Here is a 19147-nt window from a genome sequence, read left to right as displayed (position 1 = left end):
CCCTTTTTTTCTAAAGGATATCTCTGCCTGAGCAGGAGCTTGCCGTCTTTAAAGGTGGTCGTTTGTTTGCCCCTTTCCAGAGGAGGAAACAAGACGATGTGCGGAATTGTAGGTTATATTGGAGCAAATGATGCAAAGGATATTTTGTTAACAGGATTAGAGAAACTAGAGTATCGCGGGTATGATTCAGCGGGAATTGCCCTATTAGATAAAGGTGATGTTGACGTAACCAAGGTCAAGGGAAGAATCGCAACATTAAAGGAAAAAGTAGATGCAGACAAGACAGCTACGGTTGGTATTGGTCATACACGTTGGGCCACACATGGGGAGCCAAGTGAAGACAATGCCCATCCACATCAAAGCAGTTCTGGTCGATTTACGTTAGTTCACAATGGTGTGATTGAGAATTATGCCGAAGTACGTGGTCAATTTTTAAGTGATGTTACCTTCCAAAGTGAAACAGATACCGAGATTGTTGTACAGTTGATCGAACGTTTTGCTGAATGGGAAGAGGATGTACTGACAGGGTTCCGTCAGGCATTATCAGTCTTAAAAGGTTCTTACGCGATCGCTTTAGTAGACAATCAAAATCCTGATCAATTATATGTGGCAAAAAATAAGAGCCCCTTACTGATCGGTTTGGGCGAAGGCTTTAATGTAGTAGCAAGTGATGCGATGGCTACATTAAGGGAAACCGACCGTTATGTAGAAATTGAGGACAAAGAAATCGTGTTAGTCCGTCGAGACAATGTAGAAATTCAAAAGTTAGACGGCTCTGTGGTAAAACGTGATGCTTATACAGCAGAAATCGATGCAGCAGACACAGAAAAAGGCACCTATCCGCATTTTATGTTGAAGGAAATTGATGAACAGCCATTTGTTATCCGCAAAATTATTCAGGAATATCAAGATAAAGAGGATGATATTAAGTTAGACAGTGATATTCGCAAAGCCATGAAAAAGGCAGACCGCTTATACATTATCGCAGCTGGCACTAGTTATCATGCCGGCCTTGTGGGTAAGCAATTCCTTGAAAAATTGGCTAATATTCCAGTAGAAGTGCATATTGCGAGTGAATTTTCTTATAATATACCACTTCTTTCGGAAAAACCACTGTTTGTATTTATTTCCCAAAGTGGGGAAACGGCAGACAGTCGCTCGGTTTTAGTACAAATTAAAGAATTAGGACACCCGGCATTAACGATTACCAATGTGCCAGGTTCTACCCTTTCTCGTGAAGCAGACTATACCCTGTCATTATATGCAGGTCCCGAAATTGCCGTTGCCTCAACCAAGGCTTATACTGCTCAAATTGCCGTATTGGCTATTTTAGCGGTAGATAGCGCTAGGGCAAAAGGTATGAACTTATCGTTTAATCCATTGCAAGAACTAGGTATTGTCGCCAGTGCAATGGAAACCTTGACCGATCAAAAAGAAGAGTTCGAGCGTATTGCCAAAGCATTTTTCGCAACAACCCGCAACGCTTTCTTTATCGGTCGTGGTGTCGACTACTATGTCGTATTAGAAGCAGCCCTGAAGCTGAAAGAAATTTCTTATATTCAGGCAGAAGGCTTTGCCGGAGGAGAATTAAAGCACGGAACCATTGCCTTGATTGAAGAAGGTACGCCAGTGATTGCCCTGGCCACACAAGCAAATGTCAATCTTTCCATCCGCGGTAACGTGCAAGAAGTAGCCGCTCGCGGTGCCAATACATGTATGGTGAGCATGAAAGGATTAGAGAAAGATAGTGATACGTTCGTTGTTCCTACTGTACACGAACTACTGACACCACTAGCCAGCGTGATTCCAATGCAGTTGTTTGCCTATTACGCCGCCTTGCACCGTGATTGTGATGTGGATAAACCAAGAAATTTGGCGAAGAGTGTGACAGTGGAGTAGAGTAGGGTTGATTTTGAGATGAATATTGTCACCCACAATTAATGTTTTTCCATAAGTCTTAATCTCTTTCCGTAAGTATTAATGTTTTTCCGTGAATGGGAAAGGAAAGAGCATTTGAGAGAGACTCTTGAAGAAGATATGAGAGAAAGATGAAGTGAAATTGAAGTGGTTCAGCATCGAATAAAACTTGATATATAAAGGTTTAGAGCAGAAGTTAAGGGTATCCTTTATCTTCTGTTCTTTTTTCTATTTCCTTTCAGCCTTGGCTCTGTTAAGGAAAAACAAAGTTACCGTTCGACAAATTTCGCAACGAGTGAATCGGGTCAAGATCGGCTGTTTTACGGAAAAACATTAATTACGCACCATTATTTGTAAAAGTGTGTTGGAGTTAGGTGTGGTATGGGATTGAGGGTAATTTGGGGAGGGAAAGAGATTAATTGTGGGGGACAAGTATATTATTTACTTTCTTTGTTAACAATAGTTAAGAGTGTTAACAGTATTAGAAATAGGAGGGCCCTGCATTTATGAAGGCTGTAACTTATCAAGGACCAAATCATGTACAGGTTAATCAAGTAGAGGATGCAAAATTAGAAAAAAAAAGACGATATTATAGTTAAGATTACTTCTACTGCTATTTGCGGATCTGATTTGCATTTATATCAAGGTAACATGCCATTACCCCCAGGATATATTATTGGCCACGAACCAATGGGTATTGTGGAAGAAGTTGGACCTGAAGTCACAAAAGTAAAAAAGGGAGACCGTGTTGTCGTTCCCTTTAATGTTTCATGTGGACATTGCTTTTATTGCCAACATGAAATGGAAAGCCAATGCGATAACTCAAACCCTCATTATGATTCTGGCGGATACTTTGGTTATACTGAGAAGTTCGGTAACCATCCGGGTGGTCAGGCTGAATATTTAAAAGTCCCTTTTGGAAACTTCACTCCCTTTGTTATCCCGGAGTCATGCGAATTGGAGGATGAGTCACTGCTCTTTTTATCGGATGTTCTGCCAACAGCTTATTGGAGTGTAATAAATGCAGGTGTAAAATCAGGCGATACAGTTATTGTTCTTGGATGTGGACCTGTTGGGTTGATGGTACAAAAATTTGCCTGGATGGAAGGTGCAAAACGTGTAATAGCAGTTGATTACTTGGATTACCGGATCAATCATGCGAAAAAGATGAACAATGTTGAGGTATTTGAGTTCACAAAATACCCTGATATGGGCGAACATTTAAAAGAGATCACACATGGTGGGGCAGATGTCGTCATCGATTGTGTAGGTATGGACGGAAAGAAATCACCCCTAGAGTTTCTGGAACAAAAATTCAAACTGCAGGGCGGAACCCTTGGACCTATTCAAATTTCTACTAAAGCTGTCCGAAAGTATGGGACAGTGCAAATGACTGGTGTTTACGGGGGTAACTATAATCTATTTCCATTAGGTGCATTTTGGATTAGAAATATTAATCTTAAAATGGGACAGGCTCCAGTCATTCATTTTATGCCAGAATTGTTTAAAAAAATAACAAATAACGAATTTGACCCAAGAGATATTATCACACACAAGATGTCCCTTGAAGAAGCAAGTCATGGTTATCGAATTTTTAATAATCGTGAGGATGAATGTATAAAAGTCGTTTTAAAACCGTAATCCTCTTCTCTTTCCAAAAAGACTTCATACTTTGTATAGAAGTCTTTTTATTCGACCATTTAGCCAAGAAGGTCAAAAAGTAATTGATAGATACAATGAATAAACTCGCATACAGTAAAAACGAACCTGCTGACCTAGTCAATGTAGCAATTGAAGAGCTAATACATCAAAAATATGAACTTCCCATCTACAATGCTTTAAAAGATGCAGCCAATGATGTTCGAAAAAGGCCTTATCGTATGATTTATCATAACTTACTTAATGAAAATCAAAAAGAGAGCGTGAATCAACTTTTCGAGGTATCAGAAGGTTCTACAAACAGTCCATGCAATCAATTGAAAGAGGATGAAAAAGAGCGACTTTATCACATTTAGAACTCTCGTTGCTCGCCGAGATTGGTTAATGGAAACTGAACATCTCTACAGAATTACTTCATGATATTAAGAATTTGTGGAACAACAAAACGTATTTTTTGTTATTCAGCAATAGGGTCAAATCGTATTATGTGGTTAGCCGGTTTTTTCTGGTTGACCTATTTTTTTAGGTACTATTCTTGAGGTAGCCGGGATTAAAGAACTGTTAAGTAAAAATAAGTTGATCCGTTAAAGGGGTAGAATATTGAGTAAAGCTCCTTGTCCTAAAGGTCAGTTCAATAAAGAAAAAAGGTGTCTCTTTTGAGGAAGAATAAGCTTCTGTGTTGAAAGTAAACCACTTTTTTCAAACTTTTTTAATTTATTTGTAGTGAACAACATAAACATTCTATAGAAGAAAATTATTTCTATAGGAGGTTTCCATGGATCAAAAGGATCAAAGTCGTCAATTAGACCAAATAAAGCAAATGCAACAAATGTTTAAAGCGAACATGAAAACTCAACCTTATCCCATGTACCCTAACTATGGGAAAATCACACGTTACGAAGAAATTCCGATAAGTTTACCTGAACAGCGCCAGCTGCGCCATCCCGGAGTGTAAAAATTTATGGTACCCCTTCCAATTATCGAAAACCCGAACTATAAAGGGAGTGAAAAGTTAACAGGAAAAGTAGCACTTATTACAGGGGGTGACAGTGGTATTGGTGCAGCAGTAGCAATTGCGTTTGCTAAAGAAGGCGCAGATGTTGCTATTTCATACTTAGATGAACATGAGGATGCAAATAGAACAAAAACGAGGATTGAACAACTCGGACAACGTTGTTTTCTAATGCCTGGGGACTTGCGAGACAAACAACAGTGTATCTCCATTGTAGAACAAACAGTAAATACGTTTGGGCGTCTCGATATTCTTTGTAACCACGTTGGTATCCAATTCCAACAACTAAGTCTGCTTGACATTACAGATGAGCAATTCGATGACACCTTCAAAGTTAATATATACTCTCATTTTTACACAACAAGGGCAGCGCTTCCTCATTTAAAACCAGGCAGCTCAATCATTGGCACTTCTTCAGTGGTGACGTATGTAGGTGAGCAGCAAATGATTGATTATACGGCCACAAAAGGCGCAATAGTTGGTTGGACACGTGCCTTGGCTAAAAATGTCGTGAAACAAGGGATCCGAGTCAATGCCGTCGCCCCCGGCCGAATTTGGACCCCACTTATTTCAGCAAGTTTCTCGTCAGACCAAGTCGCTGTATATGGAGCATTTAATCCAATGGAACGAGTTGCCCATCCATTTGAACTCGCACCAACCTTTGTCTATCTTGCTTCTGATGATTCTCGTTTTGTTACTGGTCAAGTTCTTCATGTTGATGGGGGAGAATCCACACATTCCTAATGGAAGGGGGTTACCATTTTGAGATATGAATTTAATCCAGAAGTAAAGCTATTGCTAGTAAACCATTCAAATGAAAAAGTAAGGATGGTCTATATGGAGGATTCCTGGCCCATGCCAAAAATAGGACTGAGACCACCATATTATTGCTACCCAAGTTACGAGCTGAATTATCCAATAATCTAAATAATAACAGACAAAAAGACTTCTATACACAGTGTGGAAGTCCATTCAACATTTCGCTTAGGGTTCGCAATTATGCTAACTTTCAATTCATCCATTTAAACTAATAGGATAACGGTTTTAAAACGACTTTTATACAGTCGTCCTCACGATTATTAAACATTTGATAACCATGACTTGCTTATCCAAGGGCCACTTTGTATGTGGGTCAAACTCGTTATTCGTTATTTTTTCAAAAAATTCAGGCATAAAATGTATGACTGATGCCAGTCCCATTCTCAGATTGATATTCCTAACTCAACCCAATGGAAACACATTATAGTTGCCCCCATAAACATCTATTAATTGGACCGTTCCATATTTTTGCACAGCTTTTGTAGAAATTTGAATAGGTCCAAGGGTTCCACCTTGGCAACTTTAATTTTTGTTCAAGAATCTCCAAAGATGATTTATTCCCGTCAATACCTACACAATTGTGGATTTGAAATAAAGTCGTACCGTTTATAAAAAAGATGTACCGTTTTAAAGAAAGTTATACCGTTTACAAAAAAGTTGCACCGTTTTATTCCTTTTCGATTAAAGGATTCTAAGTGAGTTTTAATTAAACTTTTTTATAAAAAGGAATGTTCATTCAAAAAGAAAAGAATCCATTTTGATCAATCTTTTTTCAAAATGGATTCTTTTCTTTTACCGTAAAATATGGATTTGTCGAACGTTTTTGATCAAACTTTATTTTAAAGTTACATTTTCCTCTGTTGACCTTCTATGTAAATTTGATTATAATGTAATTGATCAATAAATAACTATAAGTGGGTGTCTGACATGGTAAGGTCTAGTAAGGAAAATCGCAAAGAGGAAATTCTTGAAGCTGGATTAGAAGTATTCGCAAAAAAAGGTTACTACAATACAACTACCGCACACATTGCAGAAAAAGCAGGTATATCACAACCTTATGTCTTTCGATTTTTTAAAACAAAAGAAGAGCTGTTTATTGCAGCTTTAGATCGAGCATTTGAAAGGATTCTTCATACTTTTAAACAGGTGGATGCTGCTCCTGAACAACTTGTTGGAGAAATGATTGCTGCATATGAAGAGCTTTCTGAATTATATCCCAATGAAATTGCATTACAGGTGATAGGAATATCCGTAACAGAAAATGCTGTACGAAAAGCAGCGCAAAAAGGATTGTCGAGTATCCAAAACTATACCATAGATCGTTTTAAAGCAGCAGGGATTAAGAATGTAGAAAATGAAGTTACTACATTTCTAGCAAGGGGGATGTTATGTAATATTTCTTATTTTATAGATCTTCCGGAGTTGATGGATGGTCAAAGAAATGAATAATCGGGTTTAGTAGGTTATTTATTTTTCAATCATTATTTATTGATCAATCACTAAATAATAAAAGGGGGGAAAAATATGAAATTAGCTAAAATAGACTATGTTTCAATCGGGATAATTGTCTTTTGTGTCATTAGTTGGTTGGATTAAATCAAATGATCAATCCTCTTGAAGGAGGTGTTATAGATGAATAGAAGCAATAACGAAAATTCTATTGCCCCATTTTCCTTTGTATTAGGTATTATAGCCATTGTGGTCACATTATTCACATTTTGGGATTAAGATAAAATGGTTAACTGTTAGGAAAATTTAATGTTTTGTGTTAAATAGAAAGGAAACATCAAATATGTTTGCGCATTTTGTTATTGATTGATCACTAAATAAAGGAGATGTTGTGAATGAAAACAGCAATGGTGTTAGGAGCAACTGGTGGAACAGGCCAAGTTATTGTTTCAGAATTATTGAGCAGAGGAATAGAAGTTATTGCTTTCGGACGGTCCCAAAGTAAATTGGATGCACTAATGGTAGAACATGATTATAATTCCAAATTAACATACAAACTGGGGAATATATTCGATTATCATACAATTATAAAAGCTGCTGAAGATGTGGAAGTCATTTTTCAATGTGCAAATGTAAAATACCAGGAGATGAAGGATAAGCTCCTATTACTTGGAGAAAGTGTGATGAAAGCAGCAGATACTCTCGGGAAGAAGATCGTTATTGTAGACGGAATTTATGTATATGGACATCAGGTTGCAAAGGGAGACGAAAGTCATCCGCATCAACCACATACCAAGAAAGGTAAAATTAGAGTGGAATTCGAGCAATTGATATTCAGTCCCGAATGGAAAAGAGCAAACTCATTAATTGTTAGATTACCGGATTATTATGGTCCTACATCACAAAATTCTTATCTACAGCCCACTTTAGAAGGAATAGCAGCCAATAAAATTTCGATTTTTATTGGAAACCTGAAAAAACCTAGGGAATATGTCTATTTGCCAGATGCCGCTAAAATGATCGTAAATATAGCTTTGAAAGATGACGCTTATGGGGAAAATTGGAATATACCAGGCGCAGGATTAATTTCTGGTAAAGAAATTATCAGAATTGCTCGTCAAGTAACAGGAAATCGAAAGTTTGTTATTCCACTGACTAAAAATGCTATTCGTTTTATGGGATTGTTCGATCTGTTTATGAGAGAAATTATCGAAATTATGTACCTCACTAAAGAAGGTTTTATTTTGAGTGGCGAAAAATATGAAAAACGAATCGGACCCATTCCAAAAACATCTTTCAAAAAAGGACTGGAAGAAACATTAAAATAATTGAGACATGTAGAGTAATGGCACTGAGTTATTTTCAGAATGACTGGAAGGAAATCAAGAGCTTCTATGTGGACAATTGCCCATATAGAAGCTCCACTTCATCTAGCAAAGATCACACACTTTTTGATATGCGGCGTTATTCAAACGGCACTAGAGGCTGAGATCTCTATAGGCGGGATAGTCTCAACTATAAAGTAAACAACGGTTTTATATGACGCAGATAAGATCCGAGTTTATTTGATCAAGCTCTATTCATAGCTACAGAAGTTGTCGATTGACAATAAAACGTTTAATGACAAATAAGGCTATTTAAAAATGCTGCGCGTTCGATTATACTGAAGTTAATCGAACGCGTATTTTTTAGAGACAAAAGTAATGAGCATTGAGCGTATCGGATGATTAATGGACTTATAATCGTAAAGGAATGGACGTTTGCTTATGTCAAAAAAGATATTGATTGTCGAAGATGACAAAGAAATAAGTGAAATCGTTACTAGTCATTTGGAACAAGAGCATTTCATCGTACGCACCGCTTTTGACGGTGAAGAAGCATTGCAACGTTTTGAAGATGAACCAATGGACTTGGTGTTACTCGATTTAATGCTTCCCAAGCTAAATGGAATGGAGTTTTTAAAGAGAATCTGAGAAACAAGCTTTGTACCTATCATTATCATTTCAGCAAAAGAAAGTGATGTGGATAAAACGTTAGGTCTCGGTTTTGGTGCGGATGATTATATAAGCAAGCCGTTTTCCGTTATTGAATTAACAGCTAGACCTATCGGAAGGAATTAAATCTTCCAGTTGAATCACGCGTGGATCTGTTTGTTTATACGGATACGCAGCTTCAAAAAATATTGACGACATTTGATGATTTCGTGCAAAAAAATCTAATCCTTCGTAACATGTATTTTGCAAATAAAGCCGATATGACCAGCTTCCAAGTAGAAGGGTATGAGGTTCAATTATTTATTGAGTCGTGAGGGATGCACAAATACGATCGTTACCATGTAAATCACCTTGCTTATTTTCAAGTAAGGTGGTTTATATGGATTCCTTTTATTATATAATTTTTCGAAATTTCTTTTGAATGGTAGAGGAAATCTTTATCACATGTGTTTTCACTAGCGTCGCATAAATATATTCTGAATTTTCTGACTATTATTTTCTGCTTTTTTGATGAAAAAGAAAGACAACCAAGCAAAGGTAGTAAACATCCATTTTTTTACTATAGCTATTGACCTAAGCAACAACGACAAGAAATGCTTTAGGGAACACTTTTCCCTTGAATTTTGCGAATCCAGATATGAGCCGATTTCCACAAGGCAGCTTTTAAATATCGACTGATTTGTAAATAGGTACGCTTACTTTTGGTTTCGAGTTGGATCAACACGTTTAAACAGTAGACGATCATGGCGATGTACACTTGATTATGGACGGCTTGTTCGCTCTGACCATAAAACTTTTTAATGTTTAAGTGCTGTTTCATCCATTTGAAAAATAATTCAATGGCCCAGCGTGATTTATACAACTCAGCGATTTCATCCGCATCTAAATCAAAGCGATTTGTCAGAATTTTCAGCTCATTACCTTTTGAATCGATGACTTTCAAAAGTCGAAATACGTTCTCTGATCGATTTTGCGTAGTTCCAATCACGACCATTTCATCAGATAAAACATCTGAATTTTCTGGTAAGCTGAACGTTTCCAATGTACGAGTGACGGCATTTTTACGTACGCGTGAGACGAAGAAATACCCTTCGTCTGTCATGCGATCAAATCGTTCGTAGTCTAAATATCCTCGATCAAACACGTACATGCAGGCTTTATCATCGACTAAGACTTCGAGTTGGCCTCGATCGTGTACTTTCGCGTTAGTAAGCACTGCTTGATCTGGATAGGAACAACCCTTCTCCATATAAACCAAACGTAGATGAAGCTTGACGCCAGCTTTTGTTTTGCGGAACTTTGCCCAATTGTGGTTATTCAAGCATAGTGGCAGGGTACTGGAATCAATGATTTTTAATGGCGTTGTCGTTTTTCGTCTCGTTTGATAATCCGATTTTTCATGAATTTGCGTCACTAAATGCAGAAAAATGGCCTGAAAGAATTCTGTAGGAATGTGATTCAAACGTCTCCCTAATTGGGAAAAGCTAATAGAATCAAGATTGGTTGCCTGTTGTAATTCTTCTGAAAAAACACTATCGCTAACAGCACGCAAACTTTCTGTCTCATGGAGTTGCGCATACAGTAATAATTTCATGAAAGATGTCATATAAAGCTTTTTGGTATAGTAATCTAAATGATAGTTTTCCACTTGTTCCTGCAAAAAATCTGATGAAAGAAGAGAAAACCATTGTTCAAATGATGTTTTTCGAGTAAACTTATCCATGTGTTAGTCCTTTATTTTGGATTTGGATCGGTTTACTACCACCCAACCATTATAAAGGATTTTTTTACGGTTGAACATATTTTTCAGAATATTCTGATTTTAATGCTGGACTGAATTATTTTAATGCGACACTAGTGATGTGTTTTATATTAATTTTTTGGTGATCAGTGTGGAGACACGGAATGTTTCGTACTAAGAATACCTAAACTTTTGATTTCTTTTATTGTAAGGGATGTTATGTAGCTTTTACCATTTTCATTTACTTTGGATCTTGAGAAACATGTGTATAGTATATTACTTGTTAACAAAGATTGCATGGGAATAATTAGGTTGTTGTCAAGGGTTTTTAAAAAAGGAGGCGTACTCCATTTGCTCAAAACAGTTATCTTCGACTTAGATGGCACGTTACTAAACAGAGATGCTTCGGTACAACAGTTCATAGGAAATCAATATGATAGGTGGAAGGATGTACTCGGCTTTATCCCGAAAGAACACTACATATCAAGGTTTATTGAGCTAGATGCCCGAGGTTATGTCTGGAAGGATAAAGTGTACCAACAAATGGTTAAGGAATTCCACATTAGTGAACCCTCTTGGGAGCGGTTGCTGCAGGATTACATAGCAGAGTTTCACCATCGTTGTATTCCTTTTCCTCATCTAATCCACACCTTGGAAAGTTTGAAAGCTCATAAGATTCGATTAGGCATGATCACCAACGGGAAAGGTTCGTTCCAAATGAATAATATCAGGGCTTTAGGGATTGAACATTTTTTTGATACCATTCTTGTGTCGGAATGGGAAGGCATGAAAAAACCAGATCCTGACATTTTCAAAAAGACCTTAAGTCAGCTGCAGGTTTCCGCAGAGGAGAGTATGTACGTAGGGGATCATCCTGAAAATGATGTCCAAGCTGCGAGGGATATAGGCATGTTTGGGGTGTGGAAAAAAGATGCACAATGGAGCCAGGTGGAAGCAGATTTCATTATCGAAGATTTGCAAGAACTACCTTTTATTATTCAAGCCATAAATTGAGCATTTCGTATTCATGCAGCCTACCATGGAAAGAAGCTGCTGCCTGATTATACAGACAACAGCTTTATCCGTCTTATCAAAAACACGTTAATTACTTAAAGAAAATGGATAATCTTCTTTGGCGTAGGTTCTTGGATGCGGCACAATACCTAAATCAAAGTGAAGCGTGCCACCTTTCATGATATCGGAATGCTTGAGGAAAAGCTTGGTATACGCTTCTTCATTCCGGTAAATTTGTTCGACAAATTGTTGTTGCGGATGATTAGGGCTGCTCGTTAATGTCAGTGTTTCCCCATTCGACAAATGCAACGCTGCTTTATCAAAGAGGGGAATCCCTAACACATATTCCTCGGTACCAGGTGTCACAGGATAAAAACCTAGGCTATTGAATAGATACCACCCCGACATACTTCCATTATCTTCATCGCCGGGGTATCCCATTGTACTTGCATGAAAGGTTTGTGTCATTAATTGTTTTAATAAGGGCTGTGCCATTTCAGGCTTACCGATATAGCTGAACAAGAATGGATAGTGAAAGCTTGGTTGGTTGGAAATGGCAAGCTGACCAAACTCCACCGCGGCCATTTCCGTCATTTCATGAATTTCAAAACCATAACCACCAACATCAAATATCGGTTTTTGATTACATAATTCAATTAACTTGCTTTCAAAGGCATTTGCTCCACCAAATTGCTGGATAAGGCCGCGAAAGTCTTGATATACAGCAAAACTACTTTGCCAAGCACTGCCTTCTGCGTAATCCCTTCCCCAGCGAATATCCAAGAAATCATTAATGAACTGACCATCTTTATCTTTGGCGACCATAAAGCCGAACTCTGGGTTGAAAATCGAACGATAATTTAATGCTTGTTTGCTATAGTATGCTTGATCATCGTCTTTGCCAAGCGTTTTCGCTACTTGACTGATGCAAAAGTCGCTGTATGCATAGTCCAATGTATGATTGACAGATTCATGGTAGTTGCTTGGTACATAGCCATACTTGAGATAGTCTAGTGTACCCTGGCGACCATAATTCGGATCCTCGCTTTGTGTCGTTGCTGCTGTTTTCATGGCTTCCAGAAATGGAGGCATTAAATCAGGACGAATATTTTTAACGGCTGCATCGGCAATGACGGCATCAATCAATGTTCCTGGCATTAGATTTCGTTCATCTGGAGACAACCATTTTGGCAAGAAGCCTGTTTCGTGATAGCTATTCAAGAATCCTTCTAACATTTCTTCGTATTTATCTTGAGCAATCAATGAAAACAATGGGTAAACGGTTTTGTACGTATCCCAAAAACCATTATTGGTATACAGCACACCAGGACGTACCTTCTTATTTAATGTATCATAATGGATCGCTTGATCATTTTCATCTCGTTCATAGAACGTCTGTGGGAATAAAAATAATCGATAAAAATTATGATAAAACGTCGCTATTTGTTCTTGGTCATGGTGTTCAATTTCAATTCGCGTCAGTAATTCATGCCATAATTGGCGGCTGTTTTCTAAATAATCGTCATAGGTTTGCGTTTTTTCTCGTTCCAAGTTTAATAAAGCTTGTGCGGGACTTATAAAGGAAGTGCCCATACGCACGATCTGCTTTTGCGTGTGAAAAGAAAGCAATATAGCACCATGTTCACCGGATCCATTTTTTTCTGCTAATTCAAAAGCCGAATCAAAGGATAGAACGACATAGAAAGTAAAGTCAGGATCTTCGCAATCAGCGAAATTAATTATTTCAAGTGCTAACGTATGTTCATCCAAGGCTTTGTAGCTGTACCTCCCTGGTAAAGTCACTAAAAAACCGTTATTCGTTTGTTGATAATCAATGTCCATGATCCCACCATACATACTGGGCACCAATTTGGATTGTATTTGATAGCGTAATTGGTTAATAGAAAGATGCGTTGGACGGAATTCACTATCTTCTGGCCGATAGCCACTTTGCGTGTGAAACAAGCTGGTTTCCGTTATATTTCCACTGACAGGTGTCAGCGTAAGGTAACTAAAGTCTCCCATCCAAGGACTTGGTTGATGGGTAATCCGATAGCCTTGGAATATCCGATCTTCGGGATGAAACCACCAGCTTCCTTTTTGATCAGTAGTTTGAGCAGCAAAATAGTTCATTCCAAAAGGAACCCCGGTATAGGGTAAGCAGTTTCCATTAGAAAAGCTATGTTGATTGGCCGTTCCATGGCGTGTGTCAATGGTTTGTGTAAGCATATGTCTTCTCCTTACTGTTTCACGTTTTTTGTAGATTCACGTTTGATAAAAGTGACAGGTACTTTGATATCCGATGGCATTTGGTCATTTTCAATCCATTCAATCAAGGTTTGACCAGCAATCTGACCAATTTTTTTAAAATCTTGTGCGACGGTTGTTAATGGTGGATCGACAAAACTAGAAGCTTGAATATTATCAAAACCAATAATAGAAAGATCTTCAGGGATAGTATAGCCAGCATGTTTCAACGAACGCATAGCTTCCATGGCGATTAAATCATTTTCACAAATGAATCCGGTCACTTGATGCTCCTTGATGTAACGCAAGAGAGCGCCGTCCTCGTTCTTAACATCTATTGCAGCCGTATAATCCGTTAGATCCGCGCGATGTAATGTCGTCAAATAACCGATATAACGATTGCGAACAGATTGCGGTAGATGGGAATGATTATATAAATAGGCAATGCGTGTATGTCCGTTGTCCATAAGAAATTGAGTGGCTAGCTGCCCGCCAGCAAAGTTATCGGATAGGATAGTTGGAAAATGTAATTCATAGTTTTTTTTATCCAAAGAAATGACAGGGTGTCCTTTTAATGATAATTCCACTAAGGAACTGAGGTATTGATCCGTATCCTCCGCATAATAAATTAAACCATCGTATTCCTCCATCAATTCATGTGGTTGTTTTTGTGTAAAGACCTCAAGTGTTCCCATTACCACTTCCATTTGGTGCTTTTGCATGACGGGTAATAAACCGTCGGTAAAGTTGCCAAGAGATAAATCATGTAAAAATGGGAGGAGGAATAAAATTCGCGACGTTTTTGTTGCATCCTTTTTGATGTTTGGAGAGGGCACTTCCTTAACGAAACTTCCTTTCCCACGAACACGATATATCAAATCTAAACGTTCTAATTCACTAAGTGCACGTTTGGATGTGATTCGACTTACTTTATATATCTCCGACAATTCTTTTTCCGTTGGTAACTGGCTATTTAGCGGTAAATTACCTGAAAAAATTTGCTTTTTTAAATCATCCAATATTTTTTTATATAGTGGTTCTTTCAATGTGTACCTCCTTGAAATGATATATCATATTTTGATGATATCATAAGAAAACAAAAAGATAAATCGTTTTCTTGAAAAATATAGACATTTAAGTGAGAAGTAAGTATAATAACCAGTGTATAAGATATATCAAATAATCGGAGGTACAGACGAATGGTTTATAATGATATACCAAATTCAATTCAGAAGTTTATGAATGAGATCACCGAAAAGTGTGGAGAAAAGCATCCAGATTGGGCGAAGAATTTTAATGCAGCTTTTGCTAATACGTTATTAACGACGGTGAACCGCCATGAAGATGGTACAACGTTCTTATTAACCGGTGATATACCTGCCATGTGGTTGCGTGATTCAACCGCACAAGTACGTCCTTATCTAGTAGTTGCAAAAGAAGACGAAGACCTGGCAGCAATGATCAGTGGTTTGGTCAAAAAACAATTCTTCTATATTAATATTGATCCTTATGCAAACGCATTTAACGAAGAGGCAAATGGGGCAGGGCATCAGGATGACCATACCGAAATGAACGATTGGATTTGGGAACGTAAATATGAAATTGATTCATTGGCTTACCCGGTTCAACTCGCTTACTTGTTATATAAAAATACAGGCCGTACCGATCAATTTAACGAAGATTTCATTAATGGTGTGAAGAAAATCTTACATGTCTTTGAAGTGGAGCAAGATCATAACCAATCAGCTTATCACTTTGTACGGGATACAAGTCGCAAAGAAGATACGTTAGTAAATAACGGTCGAGGTGTGGAGGTAGCGCCAACCGGAATGACTTGGTCAGGTTTCCGTCCAAGCGATGACGCATGTGAAGGTGGCGGTTATTTAGTTCCTTCCAATATGTTTGCAGTCGTTATCCTGGGTTACCTTGAAGAAATATTTCGTACTACCCTCGATGATGCCTCCATTGTCGCAAAAGCGAAACAATTACGCGAAGACATTCAAGCAGGCATTGAAAAACATGGTCGCACCAAAAATGAGGCCGGTGAAGATGTGTATGCCTATGAAGTAGACGGTTTAGGTAACGCCTCGTTAATGGATGATAGTAATGTGCCAAACTTGATTTCTGCTCCTTATTTAGGCTATGGATCGATGAATGACGAACGATACTTGCGTACAAGACAAACACTACTAAGTAATGAAAATCCTTACTTCTATGAAGGCAAGTTTGCGAAAGGAATCGGTTCTTCTCATACACCAGAAAACTATGTCTGGCCAATCGCAATGGCGATGGAAGGCATGACCACAGAAGATAAAGCAGAAAAAGAACGTATTTTGAATCAATTGGTGGCAACAGATGCAGGCACCCATTTGATGCACGAAGGTTTTCATGTCGATGATCCGAACCAATACACACGTGAATGGTTCTCATGGGCGAATATGATGTTCTGTGAATTGGTGATGGATTATTTTGATATTCGTGTAGAAAAATAGAGGTTGTTCAAAAAGTCCACCGAACTTTTTGAACCCGTATAAAGCGTATTAAATAAAATATACAAGGAGGAGTTACGAATGAAGAAAAAAGTTTATATTATTTCGCACAGCCACTGGGATCGTGAATGGTATATCCCGTTTGAGAGACATCACATGCTGTTAGTGGAATTAATCGATGATTTATTAGAAATCTTTGCGTCAGATCCGGATTTTAATAGTTTTCATTTAGATGGCCAGACCATTTTATTGGATGATTATTTACAAGTACGTCCAGAAAAAAAAGAAGCTCTACAACAGGCAATTACGGATGGCAAATTACATATCGGTCCGTTTTATATCCTGCAGGACGATTTTCTCATTAGCTCTGAATCAAACGTTCGTAATATGTTAATCGGAATGGAAGAAAGTAAGAAATGGGGAAGTCCAGTTAAATTAGGTTACTTCCCAGATACATTTGGTAACATGGGGCAAGCACCACAAATGATGCAAAAAGCAGGTCTAGAAGCTGCTGCCTTTGGTCGTGGTGTGAAGCCAATCGGTTTCGATAACCAAGTATTAGAAGCGGAAACCTACTCTTCTCCTTATTCGGAAATGAAATGGAAAGGACCAGATCAATCGGAAATCTTCGGTCTATTATTTGCTAATTGGTACAGTAACGGAAATGAAATTCCGGCAGAAAAAGAAGCAGCAATCAAATTCTGGGACCAGAAATTAGCAGATGTGGAACAGTTTGCTTCTACCGATCATCTGTTATTTATGAATGGTTGTGATCATCAACCAGTGCAAAAAGATGTGACAAAAGCCATTGCCTTAGCGAATGAGCTGTATCCAGATTATGAATTCATCCACTCCAACTTTACCGATTATTTAGCTGCCGTGCAAAATGATTTGCCAGAAGATATAGGTACCGTTGAGGGTGAATTAACGAGTCAAGAGACAGATGGCTGGTATACATTAGCGAATACGTCATCTGCCCGTGTCTACTTAAAGCAGTGGAATACACGTGTGCAACGTCAATTAGAAAATATTGCAGAACCTCTAGCAAGCATGGCGTATGATATCACTGGAAAATATCCACATGATACACTCGATTATGCCTGGAAAACATTAATGCAAAATCATCCTCATGATAGTATTTGCGGCTGTTCCATCGATGATGTTCATCGTGGTATGATATCTCGTTTTGAGAGAGCTAATGAAGTGGGGCGTTATGTTGCAGAAGAGTCCGTGAATGCGTTGAAGACAGAGATGAATACCAAAATTTTCCCAGAAGATAGCTTTCCGTTTGTCGTCTTCAATACAAATGGTTTGGCAAAAAGCGGTGAAGCAGTCATCGATGTGGAATTAGAAAGAAAAACGTTTGCGGAAGGCTCTCCGGCCTCTTTATATCGCGATTTAGCAGCAAAAGAAGCAGGAAGCTATCACGTGGTAGATGAAAATGGTCGAGTTATCCCTGCTCAGATTTCTGCAGAAGCGGTTCATTATGATTATGATTTACCTAAAGATGGTTTTCGTGTGCCTCATATGAAACGTTATGTCACCATTCGCTTAACCTTACGTGATTTAGCAGCCTTCTCATGGCAAAGTTTTGCTTTGGTACCTGGGACGGCGCCGATTGAGCAAGATGGGTTGGCAAATGCAGATGGTACGGTTTTAGAGAATGACTTAGTGAAGGTGGAAATCGCGGAGAACGGCACATTAGCCATCACGGATAAAGAGAACCAGACAACGGTAGATGGCTTGTTGAACTTCGAAGACACTGGTGACATTGCCAACGAATATATCTACAAGCAACCAGAAGGTGATCAAGCCATTTTATCCAGTGATACAAAAGCTACCGTAGAATTGCTGGAAAACCATGCAGAAAAAGCCGTGGTAAAACTAACCCATAGCATAGATATTCCTGTTTCTGCAGACGATTTATTAGATGAAGAGCAACAAATGGTGATTGAATTCAGGGCGCGTAAAGCAGGACGTTCACAGGAAACAGCACCATTAACGATCGAAACAACGGTTGCTCTCGCGAAAAATAGTAAAAAAGTGGACCTTGAAACAACGTTGGACAACCAAATGAAAGACCACCGCCTGCGCGTTTTGTTCCCAACCGGATTAAAAGTGGAAGCACATGAAGCGGACAGCATTTATGAAGTGGTCAAACGTCCTAACACAGTTTCTGCAAGCTGGAAAAACCCAACCAACCCACAGCATCAACATGCATTCGCTAATTTACATGATGATATTCGCGGTGTGACGGTTGGTAACTATGGCTTAAACGAATACGAAATTGTTGATAGTGAAACCATTGCGGTCACCTTATTGCGCTGTGTGAGGGAAATGGGGGATTGGGGTTATTTCCCAACACCAGAAGCACAGTGTTTGGGTGAGCATACCTTCAACTATAGCGTAGAAGTTCACGGTGCACCAGAAACTCGCTATGAAACATACAAACATGCTTATACCGCACAAGTACCATTTACCGTGGCACAAGTTCCGGTTCAAGAAGGCAAATTACCGGTGACGAAACAATTTGTTGAAGTAACCGGTAATACGTTTGTTCCAACTGCCTTAAAGCGACGTAAGCATGATAAAGCTCTCGTACTACGTGGTTATAATATGGATGAGAATGAGCAGGAGCTTGTATTAGAAAAAGCAGAAGAAACACCTGTGTTATTAAACTTGTTAGAAGAACCAATGGATGAAACCTATACTACCAAGCTAGCTGGTTATGAGATTAGGACGGTCGGATTTGTTAATGATTAAGAGGATGTCATATGTTCTCTAACTAAATAGATATGGAAAAATA

General features: G+C 38.4%; 11 protein-coding genes and 4 pseudogenes. 11 read left to right on the top strand and 4 right to left on the bottom strand.

Features of this window, described 5'->3' with window-relative positions:
* Positions 1-96: 96 nt before the first annotated feature.
* The 4 genes and pseudogenes from glmS (at position 97) to E0E32_RS07815 (ending at position 5332) form a co-directional block, all read left to right on the top strand.
* A complete protein-coding gene (gene glmS / locus E0E32_RS07830; RefSeq protein WP_130859475.1) occupies positions 97-1899 on the top strand; it encodes a glutamine--fructose-6-phosphate transaminase (isomerizing) in 1803 nt (600 codons plus the stop codon).
* Between the two features lie 524 nt (positions 1900-2423).
* A pseudogene (locus E0E32_RS07825) lies at positions 2424-3558 on the top strand (zinc-dependent alcohol dehydrogenase).
* 83 nt (positions 3559-3641) lie between these two features.
* Positions 3642-3932, top strand: coding sequence for a DUF4158 domain-containing protein (locus tag E0E32_RS07820; RefSeq protein ID WP_130859474.1), 291 nt, complete (start codon positions 3642-3644; stop codon positions 3930-3932).
* A gap of 419 nt (positions 3933-4351) precedes the next feature.
* Positions 4352-5332: pseudogene (locus E0E32_RS07815) on the top strand (SDR family oxidoreductase).
* Positions 5333-5615: 283 nt separating this feature from the next.
* Here the strand turns inward: E0E32_RS07815 and E0E32_RS07810 are convergent.
* Positions 5616-5987: pseudogene (locus E0E32_RS07810) on the bottom strand (glutathione-dependent formaldehyde dehydrogenase); the annotation flags it as partial.
* 347 nt (positions 5988-6334) lie between these two features.
* Between E0E32_RS07810 and E0E32_RS07800 the strand changes: the two are divergent.
* The 4 genes and pseudogenes from E0E32_RS07800 (at position 6335) to E0E32_RS22815 (ending at position 9164) form a co-directional block, all read left to right on the top strand.
* Entirely contained in the window at positions 6335-6856 is a 522-nt protein-coding gene (locus E0E32_RS07800) for a TetR/AcrR family transcriptional regulator (RefSeq protein WP_066188878.1), read from the top strand.
* A 395-nt stretch (positions 6857-7251) separates the two neighbouring features.
* Entirely contained in the window at positions 7252-8184 is a 933-nt protein-coding gene (locus E0E32_RS07795; RefSeq protein WP_130859473.1) for an SDR family oxidoreductase, read from the top strand.
* 438 nt (positions 8185-8622) lie between these two features.
* A pseudogene (locus tag E0E32_RS07790) lies at positions 8623-8958 on the top strand (response regulator); the annotation flags it as partial.
* 38 nt (positions 8959-8996) lie between these two features.
* Positions 8997-9164 carry a hypothetical protein gene (locus E0E32_RS22815; protein WP_350308621.1) on the top strand — a complete coding sequence of 56 codons (168 nt, stop codon included), beginning with the start codon at positions 8997-8999 and terminating at the stop codon, positions 9162-9164.
* 284 nt (positions 9165-9448) lie between these two features.
* Here E0E32_RS22815 and E0E32_RS07785 read toward each other — a convergent pair whose 3' ends face one another.
* Positions 9449-10573, bottom strand: a complete 1125-nt coding sequence (locus tag E0E32_RS07785) for an IS4 family transposase (protein WP_130859342.1) — start codon at positions 10571-10573, stop codon at positions 9449-9451.
* 369 nt (positions 10574-10942) lie between these two features.
* Here E0E32_RS07785 and E0E32_RS07780 point away from each other — a divergent pair, with 369 nt between their 5' ends.
* Positions 10943-11605 carry an HAD family hydrolase gene (locus tag E0E32_RS07780; RefSeq protein ID WP_130859472.1) on the top strand — a complete coding sequence of 221 codons (663 nt, stop codon included), beginning with the start codon at positions 10943-10945 and terminating at the stop codon, positions 11603-11605.
* A gap of 87 nt (positions 11606-11692) precedes the next feature.
* On the opposite strand, the gene E0E32_RS07775 is transcribed toward E0E32_RS07780, so the two are convergent.
* Both E0E32_RS07775 and E0E32_RS07770 read right to left on the bottom strand, forming a co-directional pair.
* Positions 11693-13834 carry a GH92 family glycosyl hydrolase gene (locus tag E0E32_RS07775; RefSeq protein ID WP_130859471.1) on the bottom strand — a complete coding sequence of 714 codons (2142 nt, stop codon included), beginning with the start codon at positions 13832-13834 and terminating at the stop codon, positions 11693-11695.
* Positions 13835-13845: 11 nt separating this feature from the next.
* On the bottom strand, positions 13846-14898 hold the full coding sequence (locus E0E32_RS07770; protein ID WP_130859470.1) for a GntR family transcriptional regulator: 1053 nt from the start codon (positions 14896-14898) through the stop codon (positions 13846-13848).
* A gap of 153 nt (positions 14899-15051) precedes the next feature.
* Here E0E32_RS07770 and E0E32_RS07765 point away from each other — a divergent pair, with 153 nt between their 5' ends.
* Both E0E32_RS07765 and E0E32_RS07760 read left to right on the top strand, forming a co-directional pair.
* Positions 15052-16344, top strand: coding sequence for a glycoside hydrolase family 125 protein (locus E0E32_RS07765; RefSeq protein WP_130859469.1), 1293 nt, complete (start codon positions 15052-15054; stop codon positions 16342-16344).
* Between the two features lie 78 nt (positions 16345-16422).
* Positions 16423-19104 (top strand): alpha-mannosidase, encoded by a 2682-nt coding sequence (locus E0E32_RS07760; RefSeq protein ID WP_130859468.1) that lies wholly within the window; start codon positions 16423-16425, stop codon positions 19102-19104.
* The last annotated feature ends 43 nt before the right edge of the window (positions 19105-19147 follow it).

It is taken from the genome of Gracilibacillus phocaeensis (assembly GCF_900626275.1).
Classification (GTDB): domain Bacteria; phylum Bacillota; class Bacilli; order Bacillales; family Amphibacillaceae; genus Gracilibacillus; species Gracilibacillus timonensis.
Note: the sequence above shows the minus strand (reverse complement) of the source record. Positions and strands in the feature narration are given on the sequence as shown.

Bases quoted from the DNA above. Each gene is read 5' to 3' on its own strand.
- E0E32_RS07760 (WP_130859468.1), top strand. From the start codon at position 16,423: ATGAAGAAAAAAGTTTATATTATTTCGCACAGCCACTGGGATCGTGAA.
- E0E32_RS07795 (WP_130859473.1), top strand. From the start codon at position 7,252: ATGAAAACAGCAATGGTGTTAGGAGCAACTGGTGGAACAGGCCAAGTT.
- E0E32_RS07775 (WP_130859471.1), bottom strand. From the start codon at position 13,834: ATGCTTACACAAACCATTGACACACGCCATGGAACGGCCAATCAACAT.
- E0E32_RS07765 (WP_130859469.1), top strand. From the start codon at position 15,052: ATGGTTTATAATGATATACCAAATTCAATTCAGAAGTTTATGAATGAG.
- E0E32_RS07800 (WP_066188878.1), top strand. From the start codon at position 6,335: ATGGTAAGGTCTAGTAAGGAAAATCGCAAAGAGGAAATTCTTGAAGCT.
- glmS (WP_130859475.1), top strand. From the start codon at position 97: ATGTGCGGAATTGTAGGTTATATTGGAGCAAATGATGCAAAGGATATT.
- E0E32_RS07785 (WP_130859342.1), bottom strand. From the start codon at position 10,573: ATGGATAAGTTTACTCGAAAAACATCATTTGAACAATGGTTTTCTCTT.